The organism is Brachybacterium sp. GCM10030252 (genome assembly GCF_042666535.1).
Taxonomy (GTDB): domain Bacteria; phylum Actinomycetota; class Actinomycetes; order Actinomycetales; family Dermabacteraceae; genus Brachybacterium.
In genome coordinates, this window is the sequence record NZ_JBHTDM010000033.1 from 88,951 (window position 1) to 102,725 (window position 13,775).

At 69.8% G+C, this 13,775-nt stretch carries 11 protein-coding genes and 1 tRNA gene; 2 read left to right on the top strand and 10 right to left on the bottom strand.

Annotation, left to right across the window (positions count from 1 at the left end; all coding sequences use genetic code 11):
* Nucleotides 1-57 precede the first annotated feature (57 nt).
* The 8 genes from rpoB to ACFQRJ_RS14955 all read right to left on the bottom strand — a co-directional run bounded on the left by rpoB (nucleotide 58) and on the right by ACFQRJ_RS14955 (nucleotide 8,382).
* Nucleotides 58-3,546 carry a DNA-directed RNA polymerase subunit beta gene (rpoB, locus tag ACFQRJ_RS14920; protein WP_377020006.1) on the bottom strand — a complete coding sequence of 1,163 codons (3,489 nt, stop codon included), beginning with the start codon at nucleotides 3,544-3,546 and terminating at the stop codon, nucleotides 58-60.
* A gap of 586 nt (nucleotides 3,547-4,132) precedes the next feature.
* Nucleotides 4,133-4,519, bottom strand: coding sequence for a 50S ribosomal protein L7/L12 (gene rplL, locus ACFQRJ_RS14925; RefSeq protein WP_377020007.1), 387 nt, complete (start codon nucleotides 4,517-4,519; stop codon nucleotides 4,133-4,135).
* A gap of 145 nt (nucleotides 4,520-4,664) precedes the next feature.
* Nucleotides 4,665-5,180 carry a 50S ribosomal protein L10 gene (gene rplJ, locus ACFQRJ_RS14930; RefSeq protein WP_377020008.1) on the bottom strand — a complete coding sequence of 172 codons (516 nt, stop codon included), beginning with the start codon at nucleotides 5,178-5,180 and terminating at the stop codon, nucleotides 4,665-4,667.
* Between the two features lie 464 nt (nucleotides 5,181-5,644).
* On the bottom strand, nucleotides 5,645-6,364 hold the full coding sequence (rplA, locus tag ACFQRJ_RS14935; protein WP_377020009.1) for a 50S ribosomal protein L1: 720 nt from the start codon (nucleotides 6,362-6,364) through the stop codon (nucleotides 5,645-5,647).
* A 4-nt stretch (nucleotides 6,365-6,368) separates the two neighbouring features.
* Complete coding sequence (gene rplK / locus ACFQRJ_RS14940; protein ID WP_377020010.1) at nucleotides 6,369-6,800, bottom strand: 50S ribosomal protein L11; 432 nt, start codon at nucleotides 6,798-6,800, stop codon at nucleotides 6,369-6,371.
* A gap of 189 nt (nucleotides 6,801-6,989) precedes the next feature.
* Nucleotides 6,990-7,898, bottom strand: coding sequence for a transcription termination/antitermination protein NusG (gene nusG / locus ACFQRJ_RS14945; protein ID WP_377020011.1), 909 nt, complete (start codon nucleotides 7,896-7,898; stop codon nucleotides 6,990-6,992).
* Nucleotides 7,899-7,973: 75 nt separating this feature from the next.
* Nucleotides 7,974-8,246, bottom strand: coding sequence for a preprotein translocase subunit SecE (secE, locus tag ACFQRJ_RS14950; protein ID WP_377020012.1), 273 nt, complete (start codon nucleotides 8,244-8,246; stop codon nucleotides 7,974-7,976).
* Between the two features lie 63 nt (nucleotides 8,247-8,309).
* Nucleotides 8,310-8,382, bottom strand: a tRNA-Trp gene (locus ACFQRJ_RS14955).
* A 245-nt stretch (nucleotides 8,383-8,627) separates the two neighbouring features.
* On the opposite strand from ACFQRJ_RS14955, the gene ACFQRJ_RS14960 reads away from it, so the two are divergent.
* Nucleotides 8,628-9,863: a pyridoxal phosphate-dependent aminotransferase gene (locus tag ACFQRJ_RS14960; RefSeq protein WP_377020013.1), complete on the top strand. Its 1,236-nt coding sequence runs from the start codon at nucleotides 8,628-8,630 to the stop codon at nucleotides 9,861-9,863.
* Complete coding sequence (locus tag ACFQRJ_RS14965; RefSeq protein WP_377020014.1) at nucleotides 9,860-10,939, top strand: adenosine deaminase; 1,080 nt, start codon at nucleotides 9,860-9,862, stop codon at nucleotides 10,937-10,939. The genes ACFQRJ_RS14960 and ACFQRJ_RS14965 overlap by 4 nt, the downstream gene beginning before the upstream one ends.
* 201 nt (nucleotides 10,940-11,140) lie before the next feature.
* Here the strand turns inward: ACFQRJ_RS14965 and galK are convergent, their stop codons facing one another.
* A complete protein-coding gene (gene galK, locus ACFQRJ_RS14970) occupies nucleotides 11,141-12,439 on the bottom strand; it encodes a galactokinase (protein WP_377020015.1) in 1,299 nt (432 codons plus the stop codon).
* 150 nt (nucleotides 12,440-12,589) lie between these two features.
* Nucleotides 12,590-13,681, bottom strand: coding sequence for a lactonase family protein (locus ACFQRJ_RS14975; protein WP_377020016.1), 1,092 nt, complete (start codon nucleotides 13,679-13,681; stop codon nucleotides 12,590-12,592).
* Nucleotides 13,682-13,775: the final 94 nt, after the last annotated feature.

Here is a 13,775-nt window from a genome sequence, read left to right on the forward strand (position 1 = left end):
AGGCGCTGCAGGTGCGGGGATTCCTGCGACCGCTGCGCGCTCCCGGGTTCCCGTCGCTCAGACCTCTTCGATGGAGCCGACGCCCTCGTGGGGCCGGCGGGACAGGTCGATCCCGAGCTCCTCGGCGGCCCGGAAGACCTCCTCGTCGCTCTCGCGCACCTCCTGGGCGGTGCCGTCGCTGGAGAGCACCTCCACGTTCAGGCACAGCGACTGCATTTCCTTCAGCAGCACGCGGAAGGACTCCGGGATACCCGGTTCCGGGATGTTCTCGCCCTTGACGATCGCCTCGTAGACCTTGACGCGGCCGGAGATGTCGTCGGACTTGATCGTCAGCAGCTCCTGCAGGGCGTACGCGGCGCCGTAGGCCTCGAGGGCCCACACCTCCATCTCACCGAAGCGCTGGCCGCCGAACTGGGCCTTACCGCCCAGCGGCTGCTGCGTGATCATCGAGTACGGGCCCGTCGACCGCGCGTGCAGCTTGTCGTCCACCAGGTGGTGGAGCTTCAGGATGTACATGTAGCCCACGGAGATCGGCTCCGGGAACGGCTCGCCGGAGCGACCGTCGAACAGCTGCGCCTTGCCGTCCTCCTTGACCATCCGCACACCGTCCCGGTTGGGGCTGTGATTGGCGATCAGGCCGGTGACCTCCTCGGCCGAGAGGCCGTCGAAGACCGGGACGGCCACAGGGGTGCCGGGCTCGCCGTGCAGAGCCGCCTCGGGAAGCTCGGCCGACACCTCGTCCTCGGGGTCGAGGTCCCAGCCGGACTTCGCGATCCAGCCCAGGTGGGTCTCCATGACCTGGCCGATGTTCATGCGGCCGGGCACGCCCATGGGGTTGAGGATGATGTCGACCGGGGTGCCGTCCTCCAGGAACGGCATGTCCTCGACCGGCAGGATCTTCGCGATGACGCCCTTGTTGCCGTGGCGGCCGGCGAGCTTGTCGCCGCCGGTGATCTTGCGCTTCTGGGCCACGTAGACGCGGACCATCTCGTTGACACCGGTGGGGAGGATGTCGCCGTCCTCGTCATCGGTGAACACGCGCACACCGATGACCGTGCCGGACTCGCCGTGGGGAACGCGCAGCGAGGTGTCGCGCACCTCGCGGGCCTTCTCACCGAAGATGGCGCGCAGCAGGCGCTCCTCCGGGGTCAGCTCGGTCTCGCCCTTCGGGGTCACCTTGCCGACGAGGATGTCGCCCGGCTCCACCTCGGCGCCGATGCGGATGATGCCGCGCTCGTCGAGATCGGCCAGCACGTCGTCGCCGACGTTCGGGATGTCCCGGGTGATCTCCTCCTTGCCGAGCTTGGTGTCGCGGGCGTCGACCTCGTGCTCCTCGATGTGGATCGAGGTGAGCACGTCGTCCTGGACCAGCCGCGAGGACAGGATGATGCCGTCCTCGTAGTTGTGGCCCTCCCACGACATGAAGGCGACCAGCAGGTTCTTGCCCATCGAGAGCTCGCCCTGGTCGGTCGAGGGACCGTCGGCCAGGATCGAGCCGGCCTCGACGCGGTCACCCTCGTCGAACAGCACGCGCTGGTTGTAGGAGTTGCCGGCGTTGGAGCGCTGGAACTTCCCGATCGGGTAGGTCTGCCGGGTGCCGTCGTCGGCCATCACGACGACGAGGTCGGCCGAGAGCTCCTCGATGACACCGCCCTTCTCGGCGACGACCACGTCACCCGCGTCGACCGCTGCGCGACGCTCCATACCGGTGCCGACCAGCGGCATCTCGGCGCGGAGCAGCGGCACGGCCTGGCGCTGCATGTTCGCGCCCATGAGGGCGCGGTTGGCATCGTCGTGCTCGAGGAACGGGATCATCGCGGTGGCGACGGAGACCATCTGACGCGCGGAGACGTCCATGTAGTCGACGTCGGCCGCATCGACCAGGTCGGGGTCGCCGCCGGCCAGACGCACCAGCACCTGGTCCTCGACGAAGCGCCCGTCCTCGCCGATCTTGGCGTTGGCCTGGGCGATGATGTGCCGGTCCTCGTCGTCCGCCGTGAGGTAGACGATCTCGTCGGTGACCAGGCCGCCCTCGACCTTGCGGTACGGGGTCTCGATGAAGCCGAACGGGTTGATCCGCGCGAAGGTCGCCAGCGAGCCGATCAGGCCGATGTTCGGGCCCTCAGGGGTCTCGATCGGGCACATGCGGCCGTAGTGCGACGGGTGGACGTCGCGGACCTCCATGCCGGCGCGGTCACGGGAGAGGCCGCCCGGGCCGAGCGCCGAGAGGCGACGCTTGTGGGTCAGGCCCGACAGCGGGTTGTTCTGGTCCATGAACTGCGAGAGCTGGGAGGTTCCGAAGAACTCCTTGATCGCCGCGGTGACGGGCCGGATGTTGATCAGCGTGAGCGGGGTGATCGCCTCGACGTCCTGCGTGGTCATGCGCTCGCGGACGACGCGCTCCATGCGGGAGAGACCGGTGCGGATCTGGTTCTGGATCAGTTCGCCCACCGCACGGATGCGACGGTTGCCGAAGTGGTCGATGTCGTCGGTCTCGACGCGCACGGCCTTCCCGGCGGAGCTGGTGTACTCCCCGACGCCGTCGTGCAGGGCGACGATGTACTTGATCGTGGCGACGATGTCCTCGAGGCGGAGGGTGGACTCCGACAGGCTGCCCTCGAGACCGAGCTTCTTGCCGATCTTGTAGCGACCGACCTTCGCGAGGTCGTAGCGCTTGGCGTTGAAGTAGAGGTTGTTGAGCATGGCCTCGCCCGCATCGCGCGTGGGCGGCTCGCCCGGGCGCTGCTTGCGGTAGATGTCCATGAGCGCCTCGTCCTGCGAGGAGATGCGGTCCTTCTCCAGCGTCGAGCGCATCGACTCGAACTCGCCGAACTCCTCGAGGATGTCGCTGTGGGACATGCCCAGTGCCTGCAGCAGGGTCGTCACCGACTGCTTGCGCTTGCGGTCGATGCGCACGCCGACCTGGTCGCGCTTGTCGACCTCGAACTCGAGCCAGGCGCCGCGCGAGGGGATGACCTTCGCGCTGAAGACGTGCTTGTCGCTGGTCTTGTCGACGTTCTCCTCGAAGTACACACCCGGGGAGCGGACCAGCTGCGAGACGACGACGCGCTCGGTGCCGTTGATGATGAAGGTGCCCTTGTCGGTCATGAGCGGGAACTCGCCCATGAAGACCGTCTGGGTCTTGATCTCACCGGTCTCGTTGTTCATGAACTCCGCGATGACGTACAGCGGAGCGGCGTAGGTGAGGTCCTTCTCCTTGCACTCCTCGACCGTGTACTTCGGGTCGTCGAAGGTGTGGTCCCGGAAGGAGAGGGACATGTTGCCCGCGAAGTCCTCGATAGGAGAGATCTCCTCGAGGATGTCCGCGAGCCCGGAGCTCTGCGGGACGTCCTCGCGACCGGCGGCAGCGGCCTCGGCGGCACGCTCCTGCCAGCGCTCGTTGCCCAGCAGCCAGTCGAACGAGGTGGTCTGCAGACTCAGCAGATCCGGAACGTCGATGGGGTCGCCGAGCTTCGCGAAGGTGACGCGAGGGGAGGCGGTGCGAAGTGCGATGTCGGTGGTGCGATCGGTGCTCGAGGCAGCCAAGGGGGGTCCTTCCACAGGCCGATGACGGAATCCCAGGCGCGGCGAACACCCGTCAGGGCAGTGGAGCAGGCAGAGCAGCCAACAATGACGTCGAAGACGAGCAGAGCAGCAGAACCTACGGGCGACGCGCAGCGCAAGGACTGAGCATACACAAAATCGCGGATGGACACAAGGCCCGCGACGTGGCCGGTCCATCCGCGTCGGCCGCTATATGCCTGGCGCGGAAATTTTCGTCCGGTGCCTCCTGCCCGTCTGGCTCGACCGGCCTCCGCGAGCTCGGCTCAGCGGGGCGCATGCGGCAGGAACAGCTCCGTACGGCAGACAGAATGGACGCAAATCCCGCCGGAGTCAAGCAGGCCGCGCGCGATGCGGGGGTCTCGTGTCGCGCGGTCGCGCCACGCGGGCGCACGGTCGCACTCCGCGGCCGCACGTCGCGGCCGCGCCGACGCAGCGCGTGAGCGCGTGGACCGCAGGCACGACGAAGGGCCGCCCCGCGGAAGCGGGACGGCCCTTCGGGCAGCAGAGCGAGTCTGCAGGCGGTGAGACCGCCCTCAAGCCAGGCGCTCGCCAGGGCGAGCGCCGGTGATCACTTGAGGCTGATGGTCGCGCCGGCCTCCTCGAGCTTCTCCTTGGCGGCCTCGGCGTCGTCCTTCTTGACGCCCTCGAGGATGGGCTTGGGGGCCTCGTCGACGAGCGCCTTGGCCTCCTTCAGACCGAGGGAGGTCAGGGCGCGCACCTCCTTGATGACGGCGATCTTGGCGGACCCGGCCGAATCGAGAATGACGTCGAACTCGTCCTTCTCCTCCTCGGCGGGTGCAGCCTCGCCGCCACCGCCGGCCGGGGCGGCAACGGCCGCGGGAGCGGCGGCGGTGACGTCGAAGACGTCCTCGAACTGCTTCACGAACTCGGAGAGCTCGATGAGGGACATTTCCTTGAAAGCCTCGATGAGCTCGTCGTTGCTGAGCTTCGCCATGGTGGCGTTCCTTCCTGTAAGCGGGACGTGGTCCCTGCGGTGTAAGGCGGCGCACTGCGCCAGGTCTTGCGGTCCGGTGCCCCGCTCAGGGGCTCCGGGTGCAGCCCTGAGGCTGCGGACTGCGGAAGCGTGGGGCCCGAGGGCCTCAGGCCTCCTGCTTGGCGCGCAGTGCGTCCACGGCGCGTGCCGTCTTGGACAGCGGCGCGGCGAACGTTGCGGCAGCCTTGGACAGCGACGCCTTCATGGCGCCGGCGGCCGAGGCCAGCATCGCTTCGCGGGACTCGAGGTCCGCGAGCTTCTGGACGTCCTCCTTCGAGAGCGCCTTGCCCTCGAAGAGACCGGACTTGATCACGAGCCTGTCGTGCGTCTTGGCGAAGTCACGCAGAGCCTTCGCAGGCTCCACCGGCTCACCCTTGATGAAGGCGATAGCGGTCGGACCGCTGAGCGTGCCATCGAGAGCGGTGATGCCGGCCTCGCGGGCGGCGATCTCCGTGAGCGTGTTCTTCACCACGGCGTACGTCGTCTCGGAACCCAGTGAGCGGCGGAGCTCCTGGAGCTCCCCCACGCTGAGCCCGCGATATTCGGTGATGACGGCGGCATCGGACTCGCGGAACAGATCCGCGATCTCCGAGACGGCGTCCACCTTGTCGGGATTCGCCATGGCCCTCCTTCCAGAGGTCTCTCGCCGACGGGTGAAGTCGTCCTCAGGCACGGAAAAGGCCTCGACACGCAGGTGTCGAGGCCTCATTCGCACGTGATGCCCGCGCCGCGAGGGCTCCGGCACATACCGGATGGGCACGACCGTGCGAGGTCGCTTCTACACCTGCGCAGGCCATCCCGTGCGGGATTTCTTCGGTCGCTCTCGGGGTCGAGGGCGACGACCGGCGGTCTTCGGTGCCTACAGACTACCGGGACGCGGCGCGAGCCACTACCCCGCGTGGAGCGAAGTGCCTCACAGCACCGCCCCACGAATGCAGTTCGGCACCTGGGACGCATGCTCGAGTGAGCATGAATCCCAGGTGCCGAACTATGGCGCGACGGGCCGGCCGTGCCGGACCGGACTGACTGATCTCCGACCGGCCACAAGCTCGCAGGAGCTCGATCAGGCCCGATCAGACTGCCGGATCAGGCCTCGTCGGTGTCCTCGAGGAGGTTGCGCGTGCGGTTCACGTCGACCGGGATGCCCGGGCCCATGGTGGTGGACACGGTGATCTTCGAGATGTAGCGGCCCTTCGAGGAGGACGGCTTCAGCCGGAGGATCTCATCGAGGGCGGCGACGTAGTTCTCGACCAGCTGCTGATCGGTGAAGGAGACCTTGCCGATCAGGTAGTGCAGGTTCGCTGCACGGTCGGTGCGGAACTCGATCTTGCCGCCCTTGATGTCGGACACGGCCTTGGCGGTGTCCATCGTGACCGTGCCGGTCTTGGGGTTCGGCATGAGGCCGCGGGGGCCGAGCACGCGGCCCAGTCGACCGACCTTGCCCATCAGGTTCGGCGTGGCGACGGCCGAGTCGAAGTCGGTCCAGCCGCCGGCGACCTTCTCGATGAGCTCGTCGTCGCCGACCTCGTCGGCCCCGGCCTCGAGGGCCGCGTCGGCCTGCGCACCGGTCGCGAAGACGATGACGCGGGAGGTCTTACCGGTGCCGTTGGGCAGGTTGACCGTGCCGCGGACCATCTGATCGGCCTTGCGCGGGTCGACGCCCAGACGCATGGCGACCTCGACGGACGCGTCGAACTTCGCCGGGGAGGTCTTCTGGGCCAGACGCAGGGCGTCCAGCGGCGAGTACTCGCGGCCCGCTTCGACCTTGGCCGCGCTGTCCTTGTAACCCTTGCTACGGAATACCATCTCGTCAGTCCTCCACCGTGATGCCCATGGAACGAGCGGTCCCGGCGACGATCTTCGCCGCGGTATCCATGTCGTTCGCGTTCAGATCAGGCATCTTGGTCTCCGCGATCTCGCGGACCTGAGCCTGGGTGATCGTGCCGACCTTGTCCGTATGCGGAGTGGCCGAGCCCTTCTGGAGGCCGGCGGCCTTCTTGATGAGCTCAGCGGCCGGCGGGGTCTTCGTGATGAAGGTGAACGAGCGATCCTCGTAGACCGTGATCTCGACCGGGATGATGTTGCCGCGCTGATCGGCGGTCGCATCGTTGTACGCCTTGACGAACTCCATCATGTTCACGCCGGCAGCGCCGAGCGCGGGACCCACGGGCGGCGCAGGTGTGGCCTGGCCGGCCTGGATCTGGAGCTTGATGACGCTCGCGATCTTCTTCTTGGGAGCCATTGCTCTTCTCTCTGTGTCGTGGTCCGGGCGGAGCTCATCATGCTCCTCCCACTGCGAGGACCTGGGCGCGCCGGGGGCGGCGTCAGGTCCGGTGCGACGCTACCTGCACGTCGCGTCGGCGTCGACCGGGATCAAGGGTGATCCTGGTCGTACTGCCGCGGCGCAGGCCGCGGCGCCGAACGGGTCCGATCAGATCTTGGTGACCTGATCGAAGCCGAGCTCGACCGGGGTCTCGCGCCCGAAGATGGACACGAGCACCTGGAGCTTCTGCGTCTCCGCGTGGATCTCGGAGATCGTCGCCGGCATGGTCTCGAACGGACCGTCCATGACGGTGACGGACTCGCCCACGTGGAAATCGGGCATCTTCTGCGCGGCGGCGGGCTTGCTCGGAGTGCCGCCCGAGGAGCGCTTCTTCTCCGGCAGGCCGACGGAGGGCTCCAGCAGCGAGTAGATCTCGTCGAAGCTCAGCGGCGTCGGGTCGGTCGCGTTGCCGACGAAGCCGGTCACGCCCGGGGTGTCGCGGACCACACGCCACGATTCGGTGGTCAGGTCCATGCGCACCAGCACGTACCCGGGCACCCGCACCCGGCGGACGATCTTCTTCTGGCCGTTCTTGACCTCGGTCGCGTCCTCCATCGGGACCTGGACCTCGAAGATGTAGTCCTCCATGTCCTGGGTCTCGGTACGCGTCGCGAGCTGGGACTTCACGCGGTTCTCGTGGCCGGAGTAGGAATGGACGACGTACCACTCGCCGGGAGCGGAGCGCAGATGACGCTTCAGCTCGACCAGCGGGTCCTCTTGCTCGGATTCCTCGGAGTCCTCGGATTCCTGGGGCGCTTCGGACTCCGCGGCCTCGTCACCGGTGGCCGGCTCGGCGTCGCCGTCGTCCGGGTCGGCGGCCGTCTCCGCGGCGTCCTCACCCTCCTCGGTGGGAGCCTGCTGATCCACAGAGGCATCCTCGGCGAGCTCGGCCTCGGAGCTCTGCGCCTCGGCGTCAGCCGCCTGGGGCGCTGCGTCGGTCTCGGGAGACGACGAGAACGACAGGGAGTCGTCGACGTCCTGGTAGGACTCTTCGGGGGATGAGGTCTGGTCGCTCATCAGCGGGGAACCTGCCTTCCTGACGGCTGTGGAATGGTCGGGCGCGGTGCGGCGTGCTGCTCGGCGCGGACCCGCTCAGACTCCCGCGTCGGGAGACGAGAACGCAGTCCGGGACAGCCAGCTGAATCCGGCATCGAGGCCGAAGATCAGCAGGATCATCACGATCACGAACACCAGGACCGTGATCGAGTACACGACCAGTTCCTTACGGGTCGGGACGACGACCTTCCTGAGCTCCGCGATGACCTGGCGGATGAACAGACCGATTGCCACGAACGGGTTGCTGGACCCGGAGCCCTGGGCGTCGCCGCTGGTGGGCGCCGACGGGGCGTTCTGGCTGGAATTCACGTCTGGACTGTCCGATCTCCTCGAGGTCATCCGTATCCGGCCGGGCGGACCCGACCGGGCCGGCAGGGCAGACAGGGCTCGAACCTGCAACCTGCGGTTTTGGAGACCGCTGCGCTACCAATTGCGCCACTGCCCTCCACGCGGGAAAGTCCCCCGTGAGGTTGGTCCGTACCGCCTCGAAGAACGGGCACGAATCTGACCAGCGATCAGCATACAAGCCGGGGCGACCCTGTGCGAATCCGCCCGCGCCAGATCACATCGGCCCACGGCTCGGCACCGCTGCGCCCGGGCCGCAGAGCCGACTCGCGCAGCCCGCCATCGCCGGTGATCCACACTTCGGGCGACCTGGCACCGCGGGGAGAGCTCTGCCACGATAGGCGGGTGATCACCGACGACGTCCCCACCTCTGCCAGCACTCCTCAGCGCGCCCGCATCTCGCAGCGGGTCGGCGCGATCGCCCCGTCGGCCACCCTCGCGGTCGACGCCAAGGCCAAGGAGCTCAAGGCCGCCGGGCGCCCGGTCATCGGTTTCGGCGCCGGCGAGCCCGACTTCCCCACCCCCCGGCACATCGTCGACGCGGCCATCGAGGCGGCATCGGATCCGGTCAACCACCGCTACTCCCCCGCCGTCGGCCTGCCGGCGCTGCGGCAGGCCCTGGCCGAGAGCGTCTCCGCCTCCACCGGTCTGACCGTCGAGCCGGCCCAGACCCTCGTGACCAACGGCGGCAAGCAGGCCGTGTACCAGACCTTCGCAACGCTGCTGGACCCGGGCGACGAGGTGCTGCTGCCGGCCCCGTACTGGACGACCTACCCCGAGGCGATCCGCCTGGCCGGGGCCGCGGACGTGCCGGTCCTGGCGGGCGCGGACCAGGGCTACGTGCCCACGATCGCTCAGCTCGAGGCGGCCCGCACCGAGCGCACCCGCGCGATCGTCGTGTGCTCCCCGTCGAACCCGACCGGCGCGGTCATGACCCAGCAGCAGCTGCGCGAGCTGGGCACCTGGGCCCTGGAGCACGGGCTGTGGGTGATCACCGACGAGATCTACCAGCACCTCACCTACGAGGGCGTCGCCTTCACCTCGATCCTCGCGGCGGTCCCCGAACTCGCCGAGACCACCGTGATCCTCGGCGGAGTGGCGAAATCCTTCGCGATGACCGGCTGGCGCGTGGGCTGGATGGTCGGGCCGCGGGACGTCGTCGCCGCGGCCGGCAATCTGCAGTCCCACCTGACCTCCAACGTCAACAACATCGCCCAGCGCGCCGCGATCGCCGCACTGACCGGGCCGACGGAGCCCGTCGAACGCATGCGCGAGGCCTTCGACCGTCGCCGCCGCACCATCGTCGAGAAGCTGGCGGCCGTGCCGGGCTTCACCGTGCCCACCCCCACCGGGGCGTTCTACGCCTTCCCGGACGTCTCCGGCGTGCTCGGCCGCGAGATCCGTGGCAGGCAGGTCACCACGTCCACCGAGCTGGCGACCGTGATGCTGGAGGAGGCGGAGGTCGCCGCCGTTCCCGGCGAGGCCTTCGGGGCCCCCGGCCACCTGCGCTTCTCCTACGCACTGAACGACGACGACCTCGCCGAGGGCATCGACCGTCTGGCCGCGCTGCTGTCCGAGTGAGCCCCGCGGGCCCGGACGAGGGCACCCCGCGCGACCTCGCCGCTCTGCCGAAGGCGCATCTGCACCTGCACTTCACGGGGTCGATGCGCACCTCGACCCTGCGGGACCTCGCCGGCGAGCGCGGGATCCTGCTGCCTCGGTCACTGACCGATGAGGTGGCACTGCAGGTCGAGCCGACCCACCGCGGCTGGTTCCGCTTCCAGCGGCAGTACGACGCGGCCCGTGCCGTCGTCGACGGCGAGGACGCCATGCGCCGGATCATCCACGAGGCGGCGCAGGACGATGCCGCCGAGGGCTCGGGACGCCTGGAGCTGCAGGTCGATCCCACCAGCTACGCGCCGTTCGTCGGTGGGCTCACCGCGGCGATGGAGATCGTGCTGGACCAGGCGGAGCGGTCCGAAGCGGCGACCGGAGTGAGCATCGGGATCATCGTCGCCGCCTCCCGTACCCGGCACCCCATGGACGCCCGAACCCTCGCGCGCCTCGCCGCGCGTCACGCGGGCAGAGTGATCGGTTTCGGCCTCTCCAACGACGAGCGCCGCGGCACCACCGAGGAGTACGGGCCGGCGTTCCGCATCGCCCGCGGAGCCGGGCTGCTCTCGGTGCCCCACGGCGGGGAGCTGCTGGGACCGGACCACGTCCAGGAGGTGGTGGAGCACCTGGCTCCCGATCGTCTCGGCCACGGGGTGCGTGCGGCCGAGGACCCTCGCCTGCTCGAGCGCATCGTCGAGGCCGATATCGGCCTGGAGGTCTGCCCCGCCTCGAACGCGTCGCTCGGTGTCGTCGCCGAGCCCGGCGATGTGCCGCTGCGGCAGCTGGTCGACGCCGGAGCGCAGGTCGCCCTCGGGGCCGACGATCCCCTGCTGTTCGGCTCCCGCCTCCTGGACCAGTACGAGACCGCCCGGGCCGTCGGGCTCTCCGACCCCGAGCTCGCCGATCTCGCCGCCGCCTCCATCAGGCTCTCGGGCGCGGACGACGCGACCCGCACGCGGCTCCTGGCCGGCGTGCGCGACTGGCTGGAGGGCGTACGGCCGGAGGGTGACTGGCCGGGAGGCGACCCGCCCGACCGGGCCTGACCTCCACCCGACCGAGGCCTCGACCCAGTTGGGTTCCGATCCGTACCAGCTGAGTGGAACGTATCGGAACCCAACCCATCCGGCCGCCGGAATAGGCCCGGAGAAAGAACCGGGATGGGCCCGCGGGGAGCAATGGACCCGCAGGGAGACGGGCGCCGCCGGCCCCGGGGAGCTCAGCGGCCCTGGCCGGCCCCGGAGAGCTCAGCGGTCCTGGCCGGCGCCCTCGGACGGCAGGGCCAGGAAGAACTCCGGGGCGGTGAACCCGCGCTCGGCGAACGCTGCCGCGATCGCCTCGGCCACGCTCTGGGCCTCGTCGGCCTCGACCAGGGCGATCGTCGACCCTCCGAAACCGCCGCCGGTCATGCGGGCGCCGTGGGCACCGGCCGCACGCGCCGCGTCGACCGCGACATCGAGCTGGGCGACGGTGACCTCATAGTCCTCACGGAGGGAATCGTGGGAGGCATTCAGCAGCCGGCCCAGCTCGGCCACGTTCTCGCGCACGGTGCCGGAGGCGAGCAGTGCGTCGAAGTCCTTGACCCGCTGGATCTCGGTGATGGAGTGGCGGGCACGGCGACGGACCACCTCGTCCTCGATGCGCGGCAGCAGCTCTTCGAGCCGACCGGCATCGGCCTCACGCAGGGTCGCCACCCCCAGGGCCTCGGCGGCGCGCTCACTGTCCGCGCGGCGCGCGGTGTACTCGCCATCGACATGGGAGTGCTCCGCGCGGGTGTCGGTGATCAGCAGCGCGAGGCCCTGCTGGGCGAGGTCCCACGGCACGGCCCGGGTGGAGAAGTCACGGCAGTCCAGGAACAGGGCGTGGCCGGCATGGGAGAGCACCGCGGCGGACTGATCCAGCCCGCCCGTGGACGCCCCGGCGAAGGAGGTCTCGGCGGTGATGGCGGCCTTGACCCGATCCAGCGGACCGGTCCCCAGGCTCAGCAGCGCCTCGATGGCCTCCGCCGCAGCGCATTCGAGCGCGGCGGAACTGGACAGTCCCGCACCGAGCGGCACCTGGCCGTCGATCATCACATCCATGCCCTGGGTGGTGGCCCCGGAGATGTAGGGCCGCAGGGCCCACAGCACGCCGGCGACGTACGCCGGCCAGCCGTCGATCGCTCCCGGCTCGAGGTCGCGCGCGTCGATATCGAGCACCCGATCGTCCTGAGCGGAGCGCAGGCGCACCCGGTCGGTGGGCGTCCGGGCGGCCGCCGCGTAGCAGCGGTGCGAGATCGCCATCGGCAGGCACAGCCCGTCCTGGTAGTCGACATGCTCGCCGATGATGTTCACGCGTCCGGGCGCCGACCAGACCCCGTCGGGCTGGTATCCGAAGGACTCGAGGAACAGCGACTCCGCCCGCTCGGCGGCCTCGGTGCGATCGGGGGCGGCGGACAGCACGACCGCGGCGGATCCGTCGGCCGTGGAGTCCGCCGCTCGGGCGCCGACGGATCGGGCGCCCTCGGTCAGGGTCTCGGCGGTGCCGGCGTCTGCGGCAGAGGTCATCGTCTTCCTTCCGGAACTCTTGAGGGCCGGGGCACTGGCCATACCGCGCGGTAGGCCCCGGCACGGCGACCGAAAGTGTAACCCCCGGGGCGTCGGCGGCCCTCGTCAGCGCGTGAGGTTCACGCGCGTGAGCAGCGGCCGCGGCCGCTGTCAGGGCCTGAGCGCGAGGCAGGCCACCGACGGCGCGGGGATCGGGTCCCCGGCCACGGAGAGCTCGTCCCGCTCCAGGCGCAGCACGTCGATGCGGTCGCTCTCCTGGGCAGCGACCAGCACCAGGTCGCCGAGCCGGGTGAAGTGGCGCGGGTGCGCCCCGACTTCGATCTCCGAGACGAGCTGCGGCCGCATCTGGGCCAGCGACAGCGCGGAGACGGTGTCCGGCCCGCGATTGGCGACCAGCAGCACGGACTCGTCGGCCGACAGCTCCACGTGCGAGAGCGCGTTGTCACCCTCCCGGCCGCTGGCGGCGGTGCTCGAGCGCACGCTCCACTCGCGCGTCGCACCCTGCGGAGCCGACGCGCCGGGGCGTTCGGCCGGGACGTCCCGTCGCACCGCGGTCGCGATCATGCCGGAGCGCTCGCACGAGATGTGCAGCTGCTCGGACTCATGGTCGGGCGCGAGGTGGCGCGGGCCGCTGCCGCGCGGCAGGGGGATCTCGCCCGCCAGGTCGACCTCTCCGGTGGAGTCCTGGCGATAGAGGAACACCCGGTCCAGGCCGAGATCCGGAACGGCCAGGAGGTCGGTGCCGGGAAGCGCCACCACCTGGTGGGGGTGCGGCCGGCCGCCGTCGGCCAGGGAATGGTGGTCATCGCGGTCGACCGACTCGACGGGCAGGCCCTCGGCGTCCAGGCGCACGGTCTCGACGGTGCCGGAGCCGTAGCCGGCCACCAGCAGGGTCGACGGGGAGCGCCCGAAGGCCAGGTGGCAGCCACCGGCGGCCGCCAGCCGATGATCAGCGACGACGTCGGCGCTGCGGCCGTCCTGCCCTACGCGCACCGCCACCACGCGGGCCGGATCGGTCTCGAGCACCGCATACAGGAGCGTCCCGTCCGGGCTCCACAGCACGAAGGACGGATCCGGCAGCTCCACACTCGCCCCGCGTTCGACCGTCAGCGCCGGGGCACCGTCCGCTCCGCCGGGGACGCCGGTTCCCTCGGTCGTCAGCCGGAGCAGTTCGAGACCGGGGCCCCGGCCGGTGCCGCTCCGGGAGTAGCAGCCGACGGCGATCAGTGCGGGGATGCTCACTGGGGGACCCTCCTTAGTGCGGCCTTGTTCGGTAGGGTCGTGACCACTCGGTCCCGGCGGGTGCATGGCCTAGGATGCGAGCCGTTCGACGGCC

Bases quoted from the DNA above. Each gene is read 5' to 3' on its own strand.
- rplL (WP_377020007.1), bottom strand. From the start codon at position 4,519: ATGGCGAAGCTCAGCAACGACGAGCTCATCGAGGCTTTCAAGGAAATG.
- rplJ (WP_377020008.1), bottom strand. From the start codon at position 5,180: ATGGCGAATCCCGACAAGGTGGACGCCGTCTCGGAGATCGCGGATCTG.
- rplA (WP_377020009.1), bottom strand. From the start codon at position 6,364: ATGGTATTCCGTAGCAAGGGTTACAAGGACAGCGCGGCCAAGGTCGAA.
- rplK (WP_377020010.1), bottom strand. From the start codon at position 6,800: ATGGCTCCCAAGAAGAAGATCGCGAGCGTCATCAAGCTCCAGATCCAG.
- nusG (WP_377020011.1), bottom strand. From the start codon at position 7,898: ATGAGCGACCAGACCTCATCCCCCGAAGAGTCCTACCAGGACGTCGAC.
- galK (WP_377020015.1), bottom strand. From the start codon at position 12,439: ATGACCTCTGCCGCAGACGCCGGCACCGCCGAGACCCTGACCGAGGGC.